Source organism: Nitratireductor sp. GZWM139 (genome assembly GCF_030068685.1).
GTDB lineage: Bacteria > Pseudomonadota > Alphaproteobacteria > Rhizobiales > Rhizobiaceae > Nitratireductor > Nitratireductor aquimarinus.
On the sequence record NZ_JAMQML010000024.1, the window covers coordinates 1 to 19,897 of the forward strand.

The 19,897-nt window shown below is 54.1% G+C and carries 16 protein-coding genes; 9 read left to right on the forward strand and 7 right to left on the reverse strand.

Going from position 1 to position 19,897, the window contains the following annotated elements; genetic code table 11:
* Positions 1–5: 5 nt before the first annotated feature.
* From NDI72_RS20665 to NDI72_RS20680, 4 genes are all read right to left on the reverse strand, one after another.
* Positions 6–920, reverse strand: coding sequence for an AAA family ATPase (locus tag NDI72_RS20665; RefSeq protein ID WP_283801652.1), 915 nt, complete (start codon positions 918–920; stop codon positions 6–8).
* Between the two features lie 66 nt (positions 921–986).
* Positions 987–1,622 (reverse strand): hypothetical protein, encoded by a 636-nt coding sequence (locus NDI72_RS20670; protein WP_283801653.1) that lies wholly within the window; start codon positions 1,620–1,622, stop codon positions 987–989.
* A gap of 255 nt (positions 1,623–1,877) precedes the next feature.
* On the reverse strand, positions 1,878–2,432 hold the full coding sequence (locus NDI72_RS20675) for a PIN domain-containing protein (protein ID WP_283801654.1): 555 nt from the start codon (positions 2,430–2,432) through the stop codon (positions 1,878–1,880).
* A 535-nt stretch (positions 2,433–2,967) separates the two neighbouring features.
* The gene (locus tag NDI72_RS20680) at positions 2,968–3,699 is read right to left on the reverse strand and encodes a metallophosphoesterase (protein ID WP_283801655.1); all 732 of its coding nucleotides are present in this window, start codon (positions 3,697–3,699) and stop codon (positions 2,968–2,970) included.
* Between the two features lie 255 nt (positions 3,700–3,954).
* Here NDI72_RS20680 and NDI72_RS20685 point away from each other — a divergent pair, with 255 nt between their 5' ends.
* The gene (locus tag NDI72_RS20685) at positions 3,955–4,179 is read left to right on the forward strand and encodes a hypothetical protein (RefSeq protein WP_283801656.1); all 225 of its coding nucleotides are present in this window, start codon (positions 3,955–3,957) and stop codon (positions 4,177–4,179) included.
* A gap of 661 nt (positions 4,180–4,840) precedes the next feature.
* Here the strand turns inward: NDI72_RS20685 and NDI72_RS20690 are convergent.
* Together NDI72_RS20690 and NDI72_RS20695 are read right to left on the reverse strand one after the other, a co-directional pair.
* Positions 4,841–5,758, reverse strand: coding sequence for an HNH endonuclease family protein (locus NDI72_RS20690; protein WP_283801657.1), 918 nt, complete (start codon positions 5,756–5,758; stop codon positions 4,841–4,843).
* Positions 5,755–7,983, reverse strand: a complete 2,229-nt coding sequence (locus NDI72_RS20695; RefSeq protein ID WP_283801658.1) for an AAA family ATPase — start codon at positions 7,981–7,983, stop codon at positions 5,755–5,757. Before NDI72_RS20695 ends, NDI72_RS20690 begins: the two co-directional genes overlap by 4 nt.
* Before the next feature lie 649 nt (positions 7,984–8,632).
* On the opposite strand from NDI72_RS20695, the gene NDI72_RS20700 reads away from it, so the two are divergent.
* Together NDI72_RS20700 and NDI72_RS20705 are read left to right on the forward strand one after the other, a co-directional pair.
* Positions 8,633–9,865, forward strand: coding sequence for an RDD family protein (locus NDI72_RS20700; protein WP_283801659.1), 1,233 nt, complete (start codon positions 8,633–8,635; stop codon positions 9,863–9,865).
* Positions 9,866–9,999: 134 nt separating this feature from the next.
* The gene (locus tag NDI72_RS20705) at positions 10,000–11,667 is read left to right on the forward strand and encodes an AIPR family protein (protein WP_283801660.1); all 1,668 of its coding nucleotides are present in this window, start codon (positions 10,000–10,002) and stop codon (positions 11,665–11,667) included.
* 881 nt (positions 11,668–12,548) lie between these two features.
* Here NDI72_RS20705 and NDI72_RS20710 read toward each other — a convergent pair.
* Complete coding sequence (locus NDI72_RS20710) at positions 12,549–13,019, reverse strand: YccF domain-containing protein (RefSeq protein ID WP_283801661.1); 471 nt, start codon at positions 13,017–13,019, stop codon at positions 12,549–12,551.
* A 111-nt stretch (positions 13,020–13,130) separates the two neighbouring features.
* Between NDI72_RS20710 and NDI72_RS20715 the strand changes: the two genes are divergently transcribed.
* The 6 genes from NDI72_RS20715 (at position 13,131) to NDI72_RS20740 (ending at position 19,324) form a co-directional block, all read left to right on the forward strand.
* Positions 13,131–13,505 carry a hypothetical protein gene (locus NDI72_RS20715; RefSeq protein WP_283801662.1) on the forward strand — a complete coding sequence of 125 codons (375 nt, stop codon included), beginning with the start codon at positions 13,131–13,133 and terminating at the stop codon, positions 13,503–13,505.
* Positions 13,506–13,878: 373 nt separating this feature from the next.
* On the forward strand, positions 13,879–14,658 hold the full coding sequence (locus NDI72_RS20720) for a thermonuclease family protein (protein WP_283801663.1): 780 nt from the start codon (positions 13,879–13,881) through the stop codon (positions 14,656–14,658).
* A 93-nt stretch (positions 14,659–14,751) separates the two neighbouring features.
* Positions 14,752–16,197 (forward strand): hypothetical protein, encoded by a 1,446-nt coding sequence (locus NDI72_RS20725; protein WP_283801664.1) that lies wholly within the window; start codon positions 14,752–14,754, stop codon positions 16,195–16,197.
* Complete coding sequence (locus tag NDI72_RS20730) at positions 16,184–17,029, forward strand: hypothetical protein (RefSeq protein ID WP_283801665.1); 846 nt, start codon at positions 16,184–16,186, stop codon at positions 17,027–17,029. Before NDI72_RS20725 ends, NDI72_RS20730 begins: the two co-directional genes overlap by 14 nt.
* Position 17,030: 1 nt before the next feature.
* Positions 17,031–18,287, forward strand: a complete 1,257-nt coding sequence (locus NDI72_RS20735) for a hypothetical protein (RefSeq protein ID WP_283801666.1) — start codon at positions 17,031–17,033, stop codon at positions 18,285–18,287.
* 11 nt (positions 18,288–18,298) lie between these two features.
* Positions 18,299–19,324 carry an OmpA family protein gene (locus NDI72_RS20740; RefSeq protein WP_283801667.1) on the forward strand — a complete coding sequence of 342 codons (1,026 nt, stop codon included), beginning with the start codon at positions 18,299–18,301 and terminating at the stop codon, positions 19,322–19,324.
* The last annotated feature ends 573 nt before the right edge of the window (positions 19,325–19,897 follow it).

Here is a 19,897-nt window from a genome sequence, read left to right on the forward strand (position 1 = left end):
GCGAATTAGCGTAATCGCTGTCCGGTAATTCTGAAATCCGCAGCATTTCTTGTGGCCTCTGCAAATGCGCTGCGCATCGCTTTCAAGAGGTCGCCCAGATGACCTCGGGCCTGCCATTGCGCGAGTGATCCAGACACGAAGTGGGCGTTGCAGGTTCGTGCCAATGCTTGTGCGTACGTGGTCTTGCCGCATCCTGGAGGGCCGCTAATCAGCGCGCCGCGGTCCACATCGTCCCATGGGATTTTTCTCGCTCGCCAATCATTGATATCTTTTGCTAACTCTTGGCCCCAAGTGCTTGCCTCACCCATGCCGTGTAGGTCATCCAACGTCGGACCTTGCTTGGGCTGGCTTGGACTTTCGGTCGCCAGCTTAATGGCATCAATCACTGTGCCAACGCTTCGTCCCCTTCGCCACGTGACGGCTACAATTGATAGCGGGGCCAACGCAGCGCGTTCGGCATCTGTGTCTGAGATTTGCTGACCGAGAAAGGCTCTTGCTGCAGCTTGAATGTGACGAACTGTCGGCTTCTGGATCTGAACTACGGCATCGACTAGACCGTCGATCCCGTTGGGAAGCGCGTCTGAAGATTCTGCGACAAGAACGACCTTTTCGTTCTCAACCAATGTGTTGATTAGCCGGTTGCGTTGTCTGTCTTTGTCATGGGTGGCTTTGAGTCCCACGGTCCAGACATCTGGGACGATGTGCTGGGCATTGGGTTGCCAGCCTTGAAAAGCGTCTTCCAGAACTTCTCGGTAGAAGCTGAAATCTTGGGAATCCGGAACGCATAAAACCACGACTTTCGGTTCGTCGCCCTGGTAAATGTGTGCGTTTCGTACTGAGTGAATGATTGAGCAGAAGGCCAGAAAACTGGCCGCGCTCGCGAATTGTTTCGGAGACTTGTGTTTACGTCTACGGCTCATGGATTGACTCCAGATACTGCATCAGGGCGGGGCCCAGCATCGGTCTTCGTCAGGGAAAATTTGTTGTCAGCCACGCCAGCGTCTGACGGATGTCTCCGGCCCTATCAGCGCTTCATCGAGGTCCGCTTCGACAAAACGATTGAGGATCAGGGATGAGAGGCCGGCTGCAGGCTGCGTCTCTTGGAATGCGGTAAAGCAATCTGAAACAGAAAGGCTCGCATGTTCTTCCAGCGCCGCTAGCAGGCGAATGCGATCCCCGAGGGGGCATTGCCATCGGGCATAGCGAAGAAGATCCATTGCGTTCTGAAGGCGGAAGCCAGTGCAGAACTCAGAGGCATGCATGGCCGCGTATTCGTAGCCATTGGCTGCTGCCGCCTGAGCAATCCACGGCTCAGGACGAGCGCTATTCTCCAGTAGGGCGTCAACGACGAATAGCTCGCCGCTCTTCTGCACCAGAAAGTCGGGAACGTGTAGGTTTGCCCCGTTCTTCAGCGCAATAGGCAGGCAAGTCCAGGAAGCGACTTCGTTGTCAACATCCAGGAGGCAGCCCAGATGTCGAGCCGAAAGATTCCGAAACAACGGCGTTCCGATGCAACGCATGGTGCCACTTGGTTGGAATGACCATTTAGCCGCTTCGGCTCGAACAGTGAGAAGCCCGGAGCTTGAGTCTACATGTACATTGGGAAAGTGTTGATCAGTCACACTGCACTCCATACGCAAACATGAACATGAACGCCGCAGGGGCGGCATCGACATGAGGTCAGCGTATGAGGCGTATGGTGTGTCTAGTGTTCATTTTGGAACAAATAGAGAACAATCTGCGGCGTGTCAACTGACTTTTAACGAGAGCGGGCTGCTGGCCAGGCGGGAACCATGCGCGGGGCCATCCACGTAAGCCGCAATGTTGGGGGAGCATTTGGGTGTTGTCGTCCACCGTGATTTGCGGTGACTCCAGAGCTACGGGCCGAGTTTAGGCGTTTTCTGTTCCCAGAATCCTTGCCTCCCTTCAGGTCGCGTCTTCTTCGATTCTGAGTACAGCGGATGGATCGACCATTGCCGTTTTTGTGGGTTGTAGAGACCTGGCAGTTGGTAGTGGTTATGGATGCACAGGAAGTCTTTGGTGTTCATGGTCGCGATCGTCGCGCCATACACGATGGCTGTAGCTGCGATCACCAGGTCCTGCTTCAAGCTGGGAGACTTGGTGTTTGGACCGTTGAGCCAGAGGTTTTTTAGCGCCGGTGTACAGGTCATACAGGCGTGCAGCCGCGCCACTTTCTCGTTCATCTCAAGATATGGGAGGCCCTGTGCGAGCAAATCATCCAGCCACTCTTCCAGTTCGCGGGCTTTTTGAGGGACAGATTCTTGGATTAGTGTAATTCCGCGTTGGATTTCGAACACCGATGCAGGTGTAAGTGCAAGAGCCTCTTCTTCCTGAGATATCCACTCTGTGATGTTTTGATCCGGGAATTTTAATCTCAGGTTGCTGAGAACGCAGGTGTCAAGGATGTACATGCTGCTTCGCCTCGTACGGGCTTTCTTACTTCGGCGAGCTTTTGTGAACGTTAGAGGTTAAGAAAACGGGCGGTCGCGCAGTGAGGCAGTGTTTTCGAACAATCTGAATCTTTTCTATTCAGAGGGGGGCGGAGACAAGGTGCGTCATGGCCTGACGGGGATGGTCGCCGATCACGGGTAACCCGCGATAGTGAGTGCAGATCGAGGTGGAGGGGTATTTTATCTGATCGGCTAGTATCACGGGCCCACTAAGACGGGCTGCGAAACTCGAAAGACGACCGCCGACGATGTCTGGATAGCACCTTGATTGAAAGTCTCCGGGAAATATGTGAGCAGGACGCTGCTCACCGTGTAGGTCTCCGGAACGCACTCCACTCTGAGCTGGCGGTGCCCTGCCTACTACAACACTAAGCGCTCGTTCGCCCTTGATCTGTGCCCTCAAGGTTCCGCATGCGAGCCGTCCTGCAATAGCAAGAAATGACATGAAGCCTCAACTCAGCGTAGGTTTTAAGGCGGTTAAGAAGCCAGTGCTACATTACCCACGGTGAGTGCTGCTTTGAACGTGGATGCTGTGGGCGTGCCCTTCCGCTATTAGGAATGTAACAGGATGAAGATCATCCAGTATTGCGCAGCAGAGACGGTTTGATCGATATGCGGCGGTATCAAGTGCAATTCTGTTGCTCAGGACCTCTGGAAGCCCAGAAGGGGTCGGGGTATGGCCGTGCACAATTATCTTCGAAAAGCTCTCAGCGTAATCTAGGAACTCTTCCCTGATCCATCTGGTTTTTCGCGCGTCTTGGTGTGGAAGCGGGACACTCGGATCAACACCTGCATGAACCAAATGGAATCGTTCGGTTTCAATAAATGAGACCGCGCTTCTGATGATCTCTACGTGAAGGGGGTGTTCACGAAGGAACTTCTCACGCGCCTGCTGGATACTCGTACCGTGTGAGATTCCGTAGGATTCTAGAGTTGGTAAGCCACCGCCACGCATCCAAGCCCAAAGCAGTTTTTCTGCGTCGCCGATTTGATTGATAAAGCGTAGCAGGAATTCTTCGTGATTTCCCAAGATGAGCCGTGAATTTTTGCTGCTGTTTAGTGTTTCAGCTACTAGGTCCATCGCTCTGCGGCTTTCTGGTCCGCGATCAATGATGTCGCCTAAGAATACGATCCTGGCGTTTGGCGAGTCACCGATCGCGATTTTTGCTAACAGCGCATCCAGTAAATCAGCTCGGCCGTGTACATCCCCGATCGCAAATGTCCGCATTTTTATCCGTTCCGTTTACTGACTGCGGCCAAGCAAAATTGGTGCGCCTGTCGAAGCAGGCTCTGCGTGAGATGGTCGCCGCTTCTCTCCCGACCAACACAACTCTGGCTTGGCTTGGACGATCATGGTTTGATTGATTCTCTGTGGGACAGGGGGGCGTTGGGACCGTTCGACTTTCTCTTTGTGATAGATGCAAAATTATCAAATTTCATGCAAAATACGTCCCCAACATTTTAATGCCTTGAAGGATTTCTCATGGTCAAAGGCAAACTTACCGCTGGTGAAGGAAAAACAGCCTCTTCTTGGTCTGCTGATGAGGTGCGAAGCAATTTTGATGAATTTCTGGAAGCTATCGCATCTAGTGGTCCGCATACGATAGTTGATGGGGAGCGAGAGTTCAGCATCCGACTGATCCGGGTCCCCGACACAAAGGTAGCCAATGCGTTTCTGGTGGCTGGCGGGCCATTAGAAAACAACTGAACGTTTTCGCTTGGATTCTGCCCTGTGTAGCCGTTGGGCGGTGCATGCGTTCGGGGGCACCGCTTGGTGTAGAAACTGGTTCGTGAAGAATGTCCCTGCAACGTGAAAAACGTCCTCCAGACACTGTTCTTTATGAATGCCGATCTCGTTGCTTGATCGGTGATGGACAGGTTGGGAACTCCTCAGTGAAGCTGGTCGAGTAAGTCGCTGTTCCGCTTTTGCCCGCATCCTGGTTGTTCACCTGCTGATGCGGCGCTGCGCGGCAACCCACCGAAGCAGCCATTCGTTGCATCTGCGAAGACGACCGGCAACCAGACGGCTGCAATGCGGACCTTCCTGCCGTTCGCTGCACGTGCTCGGTTTACGCCACATCTGCGAAGTAATACGAAAGAAGGGCGGGAAGCCGTCCTTCGCTGCGTCTAGGACGAACGGCAGGTGTGCGCAGGAAGCAGCCTTTGCAAACTGCAGTCCACCGGGTGGCCGACAGCCCAGAAGTGGAAGTTGGCGGCAGACGCTCCACCTAGGGCAAAGCGCAAAGAAGCGCCCTTCGCAAATTCAGAGCGACCAAGCATGGAAGTAGAGCGAGATTGGGCCTTAGGAGGCATTCTCTCGCGCAGCCGCTCATGGACAGCTTCCAGCTCGGACCATCATGCATTGACGGTCAGGCCTCCACGACCGCCGCTCTCGTTGCAATGTATTCGCGCAATTCGTCGGCGAAGTCATCGACAAAGGCCTGGGCCATAGCCGAGAATGGCTGGTCGGGCTCAGCATGAAGCTTCAAGCTATCTACGCCCCTCATCGCGTATTGAAGGTGGAGAGCCAGCATCGCGGGGTCGCTGCTTGTTGCTAATCCGGTTTCGAGGTCGTGCATGATGCGCTCGCGAGTCGCCTTGAGAAACGATAGTTTAGCAGTTCGAGCTTGGACGAGATCGATACGGTTGAGAGCAAGACAGCGGATCGTTTCTGAACCACGTATGCTAGGACCGCTATTCCCTACCGAAGGTTCCAGCACGCTGTATGTGGCATCATTTCTCCAATGCAATTCCGGGCATGGGTCTATCCGCGTCGGATCAATTATGAAGGGCTCTTCGGCGTCGTGATTGTCTTCATTCGCCAAGAGCCGAGGGCCGCCCACTGGAAACTGCACGGCCTTTCCATGAACTGTTGTCGGTGCTGCCGCCTGTAGCGCCTCGACTTCAGTGACGGTCATCTCAGCGGTTACGATGTGCTGCCTGAGGCCTTTGTTGCAGCCTGGGCAGGTCGGAAGCAGGTTGTTCCACTTAAGAGCTAGCCACCAATATCCGGGATACGAATTGCCGAGCGCCGCCGACTTCGGCCGATAGTGCTCGACTTCGAAGAAGCCCTTCTCCAGCTTCTTCTCGCAATAGGCACACTTTTGGTGGAAGAGTCGCTTGAGTTCGACCTTGATGTCGTTTTGCTTGTAGCGGTCAAAGCCTCCGAAGCCGGCATCGCCTGGTGACCAAGTCGCATAATAGTTCGCTGCATCCTGCTGCTGCTGGACTGTCGCGGCGGAAGATAGAGAAGCTGGCTCCTCTGCGCTTCGCTCCACGAAAATCATGATCCCCCAGCCTTTCCGCCGGAAACGGGTCTGTCGCTTTCCAGCGCGTCGATAACAGCTTGGACGGCTTCTAACCTTACGTTTGGACGCAATGCGCCCTTTGGCCTCTCTCGCTCGCGAAGGAACCGCAATAGCGCGGTCTGGACGACCTGCTCGAGTGCGCCATCACCCAAAGCAAGTTGCCGGACAAGCCTGTCTGCCTCCTCTACGCTGTCTGAAGGAAGTTCCCCTATCCGATGCACGTATCGTGCCACGCCAAGCTCGGTCTCTGGATCAACCGTGCTCGATAGACCGAAATAATCTGAAGTAAGGAGCTGGTCCGCACGCATCCCCTTAATGCTTGGAAGATCATCGAGCTGGACAATTCGCCCCTCTTCGTCCCGTTGAAGTACAACTACCTCGCCATCGTCCATTCCTCGGAGGCAGAGAGGATCATGGGTCGTGACAATGAACTGAACACCTGGCAGTGCCAGTCGAAGTGAAGACATAACTCGCATCTTCCATCTCGGATGCAGGTGAGTATCGATCTCGTCGATGAGGACTACGGCCTCTGCGTCTTCGAGCGACCGGAAGTCGCGGAGCAATTCGCGGGCCACGTCGGCAACGAGCGCGAAAACGGAGCGATAACCTTCGCTGAGCCGTTCGATCGGGATCGTTTCACCGCCCAGCGAAACACAGATGCGATCGTCCAGGTCCCGGACCACCTCGTCCTCGTCGCCTAGCGACAGGACTATCCGCATCATCTTTGCAACCTCGTTGAACTGTCGATCGTCGAGTTGGTCCAGCCACGCTCCTGCATACGGGAGGGCTGCGGTGGGATCAAAAAGCGTGCGCACCCTGACGTGGTCGGAGCTTGGGCGGGCGGTCCGGCGTGGATCGAAATATCGACGCGGACCATATCCCAGTACCACGCAGGCGGAGTTCGGCGGTCCGTCGATCCGTTGTGCGTTCGCATCGAGGTGAAACTGAGCCTCTCCACCAAAGCGGAGGTCTGCTTCTACTATCGCGTCGGTGGGACTTAATTGGTCCCAGCGCCCCCCGACTTCGGCCCGGAGAAAATCCGACTGATCACGCACGAGCTTCTTGGCATGTCGCGTGCCGATCAAAGCCAACGCGATTGCCTGCAAGACACTTGTCTTGCCTACGGCGTTCTCACCGAGCAACATAAGACACGGCGTGCTCTTCGATCGCTTTCTCAAGCGGCTCAGGCCGATATGCAGCCGGTGGATGCCCTTGAAGTTACTGATACGAATTTGCTCCACACCTCCAGTGCGGCGAGGTTCGGGGCGATATTCGCGCAAGGTTTGGGACACCAGATCGACCGGCATGTCGTCCGCTGAGGCGTCCGATTGATCCGAACGTCTTGCCTGATCCTCTTCGACCAGCGTGTCCATGCGACGTAGGAGTCTGGTCTGATCAGTTGAGTCGGCGTCAGCAAGAGCTGAAACAAGCTGCTGAACGAAGCTCGACGAGCGGCCTTGAATGCGCATCCCACCAATTTCAACACTATCGAACAGCCTTCGGGCCACTCCGATCCGAGCACCAGCGAAGCGCGCTCGTGAGTCGAGATATGCTGCTACACCTCTTCCATCGTTTTCAATGCTGGCACGAAGGTGCCCCAGCAGAGTGTCCATCTCATCCGCCCGGGCTCCGAGGAGCCTGCTTTCGTTAAGGCTGAGAAGCCAGGACGTAAACCGCCCCTCCTTGGTAACACCTTCGCATCGCCCGTCGGCGAGAAAGAGGAAATGTCGTTCGGCATTGCCGCGATAAGGGTTTACGATGAGGGGCTTTTCGCGACCATCGATCTCGGACATCGGCGTTAGGTAAGGCGCACGTTCCCCGATGACTGGGAACTCAGTGCGCTTACGGCTCGAGCACTCGATGCAGACCAGAACAAGATTTTCGAGTTCGTAGGCAAGCCAAACATAGTGGTCCTGCTCTGAGCCGCCGATTCCGTTCCCTGCATCACGCAGCGGCCTGAAGGTTTCTATTACTGTCTCGATGTCCTGTGACGAGCGTTCGCAGAAGACGCATTTGTCGAAGCACCTCTCCCGAACCGCTGATTGGACTGGCTCCCAGAAATAGAAGGCCTCGTCTATCTGGGCACGGCGCTGCGCTCGTTCTTGCTTCGGACGGCGGAGATACTCCCGAAGCTCACGCCGGGACGCGCCCACATAGGGGTCATCCGCTATCTCGGGAGTGGGAAAGGGGCCGAGCCGGATCATTCAGGAATAGCCTCGCGCGTCCAAAATATGGGCTAGATTGTAGATTGAATTGGCACTAACCACTCCAAGCTCCTAACGGTTCTTAGCATTTCATTTTTAGAAGACCTGCGGAAGCCTCTATTAATTCAAGTGATAGAGGGATACTGCGCTTCGCATCAAGGTCAGCTTTGCAGAAGTCGCTCTGCGGTGCCCAAACGGAAACGAGGGCGTCAATGGACTGCCTCCGGCCATCCGCTACACCTGACGCGAAGGGCGGCTTTGGGCCGTTTCTGACCGTCCACTTCCTTGAAAACTCAAACCAAAACAGGTCCAGTTCCTTAGCGCGCAGCGCAGCGTCGGCGGGTGTGGGATGGCTTTTCACCGTATATTTCTCGATAGAACTGGCAAAAACGTCCGAGATCCAGAAAGCCTGCTTAATTGATCAACCTTGGAAACGGGACCCAGATTTCGAGGCCCACATTGCACGGAGCAATATGTTCGATGCCGTCAGGGAGAAGAAGATCGACGGATACTACTTCGTGAACGAATAGATCAAAGTTGCCAGTGACAGGGAATTGCCATCGTAATTGCACCTCGATGCCCCCACTATGCAACTTTACGGGTTCGTCCGCCCTTGTTAAACCTTTCACGGGCAGGGGGCGTAGGTAGCATGGCAATTTGGTACTACACGATAGGACAGGAATGTAAGGGACCTGTCACCGAAGAAGAAATCTGCGGCCTGATCCAAAGTGGAAAGATCGCCCCTAAGGCGTATGTCTGGCGCAACGGTATGTTGAATTGGCATGTTGCGGGCGAGCATCCCGACTTCGCGGACCTCTTCGTAACACCACCTCCCCTCCCACCACCGGCCACCCCCGTCAGCTTTCCGCAGCCCGCTTTTCAGCCTGTTGCAACGGCATCTGGCGTTGTCCTTACCTCGCGACCCTGGCCGCGGTTCTGGGCTAGGCTCTTCGACAACCTGTTATTCGTACCACTACTGGGGTTCGGAATTGGCCTCTGGTCAGCCGTGTACGCTCCGGACATTTATGTAAAACTTGTAGGTATGCACGAACTGCTGTTCAGCCTCATGATCATGCCTCTAGTGGCCTTATTGCTTGGAGTCAGCATGACGTTGCTCGGTAGCACTCCGGGCAAGGCCATTGTCGGTGTGCAGGTCCCGGTTCCGCCAGGAAGCAGTCGCTTCTGGTTCTACTTCACGAGGGAGTTTAAGGTTTGGATAGCGGGCCTCGGAATGGGCATTCCGCTTGTCGCCCTCTTCACCCAGATTGCTCAGTACCGGCGGCTAGCGTCTGGCCGTCCAGCCAGCTACGATGAGGGTAATCCATCAGTCGTCGCGACCCCTGGCAAAATGCGCCTGAGCATAGCCGTAACATTGGTCGCCGTCCTTCTCATCGGCAACACCATTTTGCGGACAGAGGATAGGAGAGCGGCAAGCAATCTTACGGCCACGCAGACATGGGTCAGTCCCGTGACGGGCAAGTCAGCGACAATCGGTAAATCTTGGCAGCCTCAGCCCATCGAGGCCGGCAGTGGAACTGCATTCTATTTCGTCGCAAGCGAGTTGCTTTCTGAGGCAATCTTTGGCCATGAAACACTCCCCTCAGATAAGATTGATAACATGACATATGCTAACGCCATCAGGGATGCGGTAGTGTCAGAGGTAACTATAGACACCGAGTGGCAACCAGTGCAGGTGCAAGGCATGCTGGGAGTACGAGCGACGGGGATTTCAACACGAGCTTCAGATGCCACTGTAGAGGTGACAATTGTCGTAAGCGGGCGAGATGCGTGGCGAACCTTGATCTTCATCCGAGGTAGCTCCGCCGAACAGATGACCGAGAAGGATCGGTTCGTGAATGCCATGTTTGGGACCACCAACTGAACAACATTGTTTTCGGCTATCCTATGAAGTGGATAAAGGTGGCGGGATTCAACGAAATTCGTGAGTCGTATTGGTCTTGTGCAATCTTCCAGCAAGGTGTGTAAATCCAGATCACGTTCAATCGAGTTAGATACATGCCTGCAGTTTCACCAATCGAATGGGATATCGTCGAAGCAAGAGTATCTAAGGCATTGGCTCGCTACGGGATTCAAAAGCCATCGCTTGCTTTTCTTTACCTCGTGCTGGAGCAGCATTTCCCGGACAGGTCGTCAGACTATCCGGAAATGATCGTGGACGGGGGTAACGATCTCGGTGTGGATGCGATAGAAATCCTCGAGCGCGAGGACCGAGCGGAAGTCTTCATTTTCCAATCGAAACACCGAACTTCATTGGCATCAACCGATAGAACGATCAATGACGGGGAGGTCCTAAAAGTCGGAGCCTTCCTTCATGGGCTTTTCGACAGGGAAGATCGGCTCCTAAAAACCGGAAATCTACAGCTGACTGAAGCCGTGGCGCGAGTTTGGCAACTCCATAAAGACGGTGTCATTTGCCTCTATCGCGTCGTTTTCTGCAGTAACGGCAAGGGATTGACCCCTTCTGCCAAATCAATTTTCGACAGCACGCTGAATTCTATGCCCAGCGTTGACTACGAGGTCTACGGTCCGGTCGAGATTATGCGTGACATCGGGGCAACCGGCCGGGAACGCGAGATTGGTTGCCTTCAAGTAATCGGGAAAGAAGCATTCGAACGAACCGATGGCGATATCCGCGGCGTTATAGCGTCTGTTGACGCACGATCCTTTGTCGAAATGATCCAAACCTCCGATAAGAAGTCAATCAAACGGCATTTGTTCGACGAGAACCTGAGAATCTTCCTCGGGGCGAATGGCGGATACAACAGCAACATCATCCAAACGGCAGTCTCAGATGACAGCCATTTGTTTTGGTATCTGAACAACGGCATTACGATCACCTGCAAGGATTACGCTTTTAACAAGGGGCACTCGAACCCCGTAATCCGGATTGAGGACTTCCAAATCGTAAACGGCGCTCAAACCTCGCACTCTCTCCTCGAAGCCTACAAGAAGTCACCTGAAGCGTTCGAGAACGTTGTGTTGATGGTCCGCGTTTACGCTACGGCACGAAGCGACATAACCGAGAGGGTCGCCGTCGCGACCAATAGCCAGGCGCGCATCCAGGCTCGCGACCTTAGGGCCAACCACTCTGTTCTGAAAAAACTTGAGATCGCTTTTCACGACAGCGGCTATTTTTTCGAGCGCAAACGGAACATGCACGCCGACCGTGACCCTAAGAAGCGTGTTGATGCTCTGAAGCTGGGCCAGATACTGCTTTCATATGAATTGAGTGAACCTGATCGGGCGAAAGCAGATTCCGATACAATTTTCGGGGAGCGTTTCAATGTGATCTTTCACGAGCATCACAGTATCGATGACTTATGCCGACTGGTCGAACTCTATCGATTGATTGAGGAGATGCGCGACGCCTATGTTGCCCGGCAACGAGATGTGATTGAAGCGCCGACAGGCGAGCACCAATATCTCATTTACGGCCACTGGTTCGTATTGTATGCGGCCCATCTGATCTTGACGCAGAAGAATGCCCCGTTGCCCATCGGTGAAGAGGCACGAAAGCTCGTGCTGGAGGCCTTGGCGCTGGTGGCCAAGGCATGCGCAAATGTGAAAAGCACTGCACATTATCAGTTGTTCCGAAGCTCCAAGACAAAGGGACGTATAATCGCCGAACTGGAAGGGCGTCAGATGACTCTGTTTGATCTTTAGGGATTCATTGGGAATTCATGCATCTTTCCCTTTGTAACGAGTCGATTGCCTCCATTCTAAGCTATCAAAAGTCTTCAGCCCTCTTGTTGTTATTGCGGTGCCTCCATGCCTCTGGTCTCGTTTCCGTCCGACATTCCATTAGGTCAGCAGCACTTGGCACTTTGGGCTCAAACCGGGCATGCGGCGATGCAGCGGATTAGCACCTAGTTGAACACCAACCTTCATTGCTCACGGCCTTTGGCTGACGTTTCAGCCAAGCATGGCGGATGACCGGTCCGAGATCGGAGTGGCAAACTACGGCGGAGTTTCAAGTGGCGTCCGCAGTTTTCACAATCCGTAGCATCACAGCGTAGTGCTTCTTGTCACGCTCCCGAATGTACTTCATAGCGCCATTCGCTGCGCGATGGCTCTCTTCGACGGTGAGCGCGGGAAGTGAATTGACGGCTTCGATGTCACCATGAGACTCAATTTGGCATACTCGTTCAAGCTGGTTCATCTCCGCGTGACGTTGACGACATCGAGTGTGGACTTCACGGCGACCTCAGTACAAGTGGTAGTCGCGGCAGTCCCGCGCAATACCGCCGAATGGGTGTGAAAACGTGCTCTGGGCACACGCATTCTCCCAAAATTGTGGAGGGATTCTATGTTGCGGGCGTCTCTGGGGCGCTAGATCGGGGATACAATCGCGGCCTGACAACGTGGGCTCATGCGCATATTATCATATACGCGCACGGCGTGAGAATGCTGCTATGTATGACGCGGACGGCCGATTTAGAGCAATGGGAGACCGCGAAATGGGGGTACCAGACTATTCGATGGCTGCATGAGAGAAATCTAATCTGCGCGCCGAGGAAACCGTCGGCGCGCAGTATTTTCGATCATCACGTCTTGCGCAGTCGTGCCAACTGATCCTGCGCGTTGGCTTCACGAGCCGCACGAGCAAGCTCTACTGAGACGACGCGGCGGCCTACTGGCCAAAATGAAATGCCTGCAAGCTTGAACGACTGGATCCCAAAAGGAATACCGATGATCGTCAGGCAGTTCAGGACGCCTGCAATCAGGTAGGAAATAAACAGGATTATACCGAAGCTGCAGGCCCACAACACATTCGCGATGAATCCGATTGTTCCAGTTGTCGCTGTTACAGCTGACAGTTCTCTCGCATCCAGGTCACGGACATGGACGACATCCTTTCCGAATGGCCATGCTGAGAGCTTCGCCATCTCAATTGCTGCTCTTGAAAGAGGCAAGCCGATGATCGAAACAGCAAAGATGACAGCGCCGACAAGCCAGATGACTGCGATGACAGCGCCTCCGAGCAAAAACCAGATGATATTTCCAGCAAAACGCATGATAAACCCCTCCCTTAAAGGAGATTATCTAATCTCGGGAAGAACGCATTTGCAAGTTGACTTGCGGCATTTCTACGAATGAAATCGAGTTGAAAAATGGGGAGAGGGTACATGAGATTTGCAGCAGTTTTCTTGATCGCATCGACGTCATTCGCAGTAGCAGAACCTGTTAAATATAGTGAGCTGACAAACGATTTCTGGCGCGGAAATTTTGGAAACGTGATAGAGTGTCTACAACATCAAATCGGCAAAGACGTCATCAGAATGCGCGAAGCTGGTGTGCTAGATCCGGAAGAAGAAATCTATGCCGATGACGACGTCGATGGCTTCCCGATCGGAGCTGTCGAAGTGACTTTTGCTGACACGGACTCAAATTATTCATGCGTTCCGCACGAAGGAAGCTCGACCGTGTCGTTGATCAGCATCGAGATGGGCGAAGTTTTCACGATCTGCAAGAAGTGGTCCCCTGGCTGCGACAATATGTAGTTGCATAGATGTAGCTTGTTTTAAGATTTTGTCGCTTGGTTCTTGCAATATTTCTGAAATATTCTCTTTTTTGACGCGTATAAAAGGAGCGGAATGAGAACGAAAAATGGTCTGTCAGGTGGCGTGCCCCCATCGGGTGGTCCAGTTTGCGGGGACCAGAGAACATCCGCAATGAAACAGAAAGCAGAGTCCTAAAGTTCATTTTTCAAGCCAGTTAGAATGTGATTGTTTCCGATGGACCAAAGTTAAATCATAAATTAACAATAAAATTGGATCAGCTAAGTGGGGATGATAATTTATATGTACTAGGTGGGTTGAGGGGAGCTTTCTTGGTGGTATCGCTCCTCGAAAGATATTTCGGGACGAATGAAATTTGCTTTTTCTGAAATTGCGCACAAACACCAAGGTGGAACGGTTTCGCGGTTCAATGACAAGCGTGAATGCTCAAGTAGGTGCATTCGTTGCGTGTCTGATGCTGGTTCTAACACTTCCATTGGCAGTGGCGCATTCGGACGGCGCGATTCAGGGGCGCGCTTCTGTCATCGACGGTGACACGATTGAGATCCACGGAAGCCGAATTCGCTTCAATGGAATCGACGCACCTGAAAGCGACCAGCGCTGCCATGAAAAGGGTGGGAAGCTGTATCGATGCGGTGCGGCCTCCGCGAAGGCTCTTGACCGGCTTCTGAGGTCATCTTCTCCTACGGTATGCCAGTTTGTCACACTGGATCAGTATGATCGTTTTGTCGGGGACTGTTACCTCAATAATGGAGAGAGCGTTCAGGAGTGGATGGTCTCAAATGGCCACGCTCTGGATTGGCCCAGATATAGCCGCGGCAAATATGCTTCTCATCAAGAATATGCGCGCAAATACAAACTTGGGGTGTGGCAGGGAGCATTTGACGCCCCTTGGGATTGGCGACGGGGCAAGCGCAGTTCCACGAATGCGACCTTAAGACCAGCACCAGGGCAGGTCCAGGGAAGTGGGGAATGCTCGATCAAGGGTAACATCAACTCCAAGGGACGTCGTATCTTCCATGTCCCTGGTCAGCGTGATTACGCGAAGACGAAAATTTCCGAAAACAAGGGCGAGCGATGGTTTTGCTCGCGTGAAGAGGCAATCGCGGCGGGCTGGCGTCCAGCACGTCGTTAGCATTAGTATCGCCTGAAACGATTTCGGGGGAATTCGTTCACGCTACCTCAACTGATGTGGCCGGCAACGACTAGTGATTTATTGGGGGCTAAATTGGCTGGTAAGTTTGATGCGCTGGAGAAGCTGCGCGACAAATTTCTTTCAGAACACCACGACTATCGCGCTTCGACGGACATGTTCCCGAGCCTGAATGTCGACAAGATCGCAAAAGAGATGGAACTCGCAGAGCTCGGCGAGAAGCGCGGGAGCGAGGAGCAGCCTCCAAAGACGGCAAAGGCTTTCGACGATGTCGAGAGTTCGATCATCGAATACGTGCAGGAGGCGAAAAGAACGTCCCACCAGAAGCTCGAAGACAGGCTCCACCTCTACGCCCGTCGTGTTGCAGGGCTTAATCTCGATGAACAGCTGGGCATGCTTCAGCAGGCCAACACTTCCAGCCTTTCAGACTTCAATGCAGAGATCTCCAATGGTCTCGATGAGCTACATGCCAAGAGAACTGATCTGAAAGCCGCAACCGATGAGCTGAACGCCTTCAAAAAGGAACATAGGCTTGAGCGTGTCGCCCGCGTCAACAGTGGGCTGACCATCTCATTGAAGTGGGGAATTCTCGTACTTGTCTTCCTGGTTGAAAGCATTCTGAACGGCTTCTTTCTCTCCAAGGGGAACGAGCAGGGCATTCTTGGCGGTGTAACAGAGGCTCTGGCCTTCTCCTTCGTGAACATCGGGGCCGCGCTGCTTCTTGCCTACTACGGAGCAAGAGGCATCACGCACAGGTCGTTCCTTCGCAAGCTGATAGCCGCAGGGGCCATCCTTGTTTATGTGGCCGGGGCCATAATCATCAATCTTCTCCTGGCGCACTACCGCGAAGTCAGCGGCACTTTCATGTCAGGAGCTGGCCTCGAAGCGATCAAGAATATGAGAGCCGATCCGTTTGGGTTGAATGACATCAGCTCATGGATGCTCTTCCTTGTTGGCCTCCTGTTCTCGGTCATCGCCTTCATCGACGGCTGCCTGCTGTCTGATCCGTATTTCGGCTATGCAGGCGTCGAGAAGCGACGGCTGGCGCGACGCGACGACTATATCGCGACGAAAGCGGAGCAGATCGAGTATCTTCAGGAGGTCCGTGACGAGCATAACGAACAGGTCGAGGACATCCTCAAGGAACTCTCGGCGAGGAAGCGCGAATACGCTGCCATCCTGACCAGCCGCAATCGAATTGCTGCACTGTTCGATGAACACCAGGCGCAACTTGAAGAGGCCTGTAGACAGCTTCTGGCGAAGTACCGTGAAGCGAATGTTCAGGCGCGCAGCACGGCCGCGCCACGGCATTTCTCACAGGTCTACAAGCTCCCCAAGACTACAAACATCATTCGCACCGACGGGGAGATCTCTCAGAAAGAGCTTGATGCATCCATTGTCAAAGCCCGCAAGATGCTCAGCGAGCAGATGGTCGAAATCGGACGCATGTGTGACGGCGGTATCAAACAGTACAGGGATCTCGATATCCTTTTCCCGGAGGCGAGCAATGAGCAGGCGTAGACCTCGCGGAGGGAAGAGGCGTCGTGGCAATTCCAGAAACAGGGGCAAGGCACCTGCAATTGTTGCACTGACGCTCGTTGCATTGGCATCGAGTGCATTGATCGGCGGATATGCCTGGCTCAAGGTTCGCTCACTGGACAATGTCGCCCTCGACCCTGAAACAAACTGCCCGCTTGATGGACCGACAAGCGTTACGGCATTCCTGTTCGACACTACGGATGCAATCCCTGAAGCCGCCTTCATGCATCTTCGGAACACTTACGAGAGAGCCATTGAAGACGAGATCGAAGCAGGTGGCGAAATCTGGGTCGGCTCCATTACGGACAAGCCAGGTGAACTGGTCGTCGGGTTTCGGGGATGCAATCCTGGTGATGAGACGACGGTTGACGATTGGACTGAGAACAGGCGCATAAGGCTGGAGAAGTTCCAGCGCGGCTACAGAGAGCCTCTTGAAGCTGCCCTCGACCGGATCAAGCACTCGGAGGGCGCAGATCAGTCCCCGATCATGGCGGCCATCCAGTCGGTCAAGCTGCAGATCTTCGAGACAGCTGAAGCCCGTGATGTGCCAAAGAGGCTGGTCGTCGCCTCAGACATGATTGAGCATACAGATCTCTATTCCCAGTACCGCTCTGGCCCTGACTACCAGGCCTATCTGAACAGTCCTGCCAGCTCCCCCAATCGAACAGACCTTATGGGGGCCGAAGTGACGGTACTCTATTTCAACAGGCCGCAGAAGAAATTCGGTAGCGCTCCCCATGCACAGTTCTGGGCCAACTGGTTTGCAGACAACCGCTCCGGGAAGTTCAATTTCGTCAAGGTGGAAGGCATCTGACATGGCAGTGAAAAAACACTACCCATTCCTCGATTCCAGACACCTTCCCATCTACGTCTTCACTGCGTTCACCATTGTGGGCTGTCTGTTTATCGTCATTGCCAAAACGAGCGGTGTATCCACCTCCATTGCGATCACCGTTCCGATCATCCTGATGCTGGTTTACCTCGGCTTGTCCATTATTGTCGGCAAGCTCAAGGTCCACGATGAGCAGACAGGCGACAACCTCTATTACATGGGGTTCCTGTTCACGCTGACCAGTCTTGCGGTTTCGCTCTACCAGTTCGGCACAGGCGGCAATGCGGATGACGTCGTTCAGAGCTTTGGTGTCGCCGTCTCATCCACGATCACCGGCATCGCTCTGCGTATCCTGTACAATCAGGTACGCAGAGATCCTGTGGGCACCGAGGGCAAAGTCAGAGAAGAGCTTGCCGACACCACACGGCGCATCACCACGGAAATGGATGTGTCCGCGCGAGAGTTCGCCGACTTCCGCCGTGTGTGTAACCAGATGCTCGAAGAAGGTTTCGATGAGATCGCCAGACAGGCTGAGCAGAATGGTGCCAGCGTTCGCAAGGCATATGAAAGCATGGTCTCTGAAGCGCTCAAGCCTCTGCAGGAGACATCATCCAAGATAGCCGAGAACCTCGAAAACACCTTCAGTAGGATTGAAGACCGTTTCACAGGAATTGCAGACAAGGTCGACACAGTTGCCGGCAATCTCGACAAGGCCAACACCTCAATGGAGGAAACGGTTTCCAGATTTGAGAAGCAGGCTGAAACTGTTTCAGGGAAGCTGGAGAACATCACCATTCCGGATGCGGTTCTGAAGAGCGAACTCCTACCTCTCATAAAGACGCTGGTCACCACCATTGGGGAGTACACCGAACGGTCTGAGGCGCTTTCGCGGCAACAGAAAGAGCGAACGGACAAGATCCTGCTGGCCGTCGGGCAGCTTACAAAGTCGCAGACAGAATTCTCTTCCAAGATGAAGGAGCAGACCGACAAGAGCTCCGACTCCCTTACAAAAATGCTTGAAGCATTGCTGGAGAAGGATCTCGATGAGGATACGCCTCCGCCTATCCCGAACACCTCTGGACCTAACGTTACGCCCACACCAACGCCAAGTTCAGCGCAGCCGAAGCCGGCACAAGGGATGGATAGCGCCACGAGTTCGAGCACATCCGCACAATCGGTTCCTGAAGTCAAAACACCTGAAGGTGATCATAATGGAACCAAGTCCAGGTGGTGGCGGTGAGCGTTGGAGATATGACTTCCGTCGAGACAGAGAAAACAGGCTATGCCCGTGGTCTTATCCTCGGCCTCACGATGGCGGAAACCATGCTTCTCCTGGTTTTCTGTCTGCTGCTGGTCGCGGGCGCGATGTTGGCGGAGAAACAGAGAGAACTCGACAAGGCTCTCGCCAAGAACGATGTGCTCCAAGCCACGGTCAATGAGCAGGCGGCAACGATATCGGATATTGAGAAGGACAAGGAGAAGCTCGTCGCCGAACTGTCCAGATTGATGATGTCCAGCAATCGGAAACTGGCAGAGGAAGACTGGCGCGAACTCATCATTGCGAAGGATGCCGCAGACAAGATCCGGGCGGCGGGTATCAGCCTTCAGGAAGCCGTGGAAAGGATAGAGGATACGAAGGCAGTCATCGCGTACGAGCTTGCTGCCACTGATATCGAGAGACTGGTCTCTGCTGATGAACGAGCCAGCGCGGCCGAGGAGCGCGCGAGGCAAGAAGAGATGAGACGCATTGAGGCGGAACGCATCATTGCAGAGACATCATCCGGCAAGCCGCATGAATGGCCGCCAATCATCGATCTGAGCGAGGCAGAAGGCTATTCGTTCGAAACTGGCAGTGCTGACCTCAAGGGAGGCTTCAGGTCAAAGCTTGAAGGTGAAATTGCTCAACGCATCGCATCGATCGTTGCTCAGTACGGCGTCGATGTTGTTGAAGTGATCGGCCACACCGATGAGCAACGTCTCTCTCGAAAATCGAATATCGATCAGGTTCTAGGGGAGGTGTTAAGCGGGGCGGCTGATATCAACATTATGGAGCCTGGTGATAATGCTGGACTGGGCCTTGCGCGTGCCATCTCAGTAGCCGCTGTCTTGAAGGCGCTCCCTAACATGCAGGGCGTGGAAATCCTGCCTTTATCCGGAGCGCAGCTCATCCTGCCGAGCGATACGATGACAGACGGTGCACAGTCGGGTGATGCGCCGAAGAGACGTCGCATCGAGATACGTGTTCGGAAGAGCAAGCAGCAGTTGAGAAGCCAATAGCACGAGATCCCAAATGCGACCTCGATCTTACGGGTGAGATCGATGCGGAGTAACGTGCGACCGGTCTTTGGAGCGCCCCTATCCGGAGTATCCGGGGCGTTTAGGATCATGCGGCGGAAGGTGCCGATGAGTATTTCATGAGCGATATCCGCGGCTTGAGGAATTAGTGCTTATTGAGGCACTCCGTCCTGAACTTGTCGTTGAGGGACACGATGAACGCATCATCCAGCATGCTGTCGTCGGAGCTTCGTTCCCCAGATGTCGTAAGCTGGTATGCTTGAGGGATCTGGGCCTCGGGGCACGGGAGCACGCAAGTGCGGGCAGGCTGTCGCACAGACATGAGCCTGCGAGCTGGAGGGAGTTATCTGTAAAAGCAGGCGCTGGACCGCTGCTGGTGAGTGCTTGCTGACCATGAGGCGACCGTCGCGCTCAGCAGGCACGATAGACAACTCTTAACGACGCAGTATCGCCGTCTCCGCAATGAGTTTGCGGAACTGGCCAGTAATTGGGTTCCGCTTCACGGGAGACGTTCATCACGGCAATCGCCTCGTTGGTGTAAGTGGCCCTCGGTGA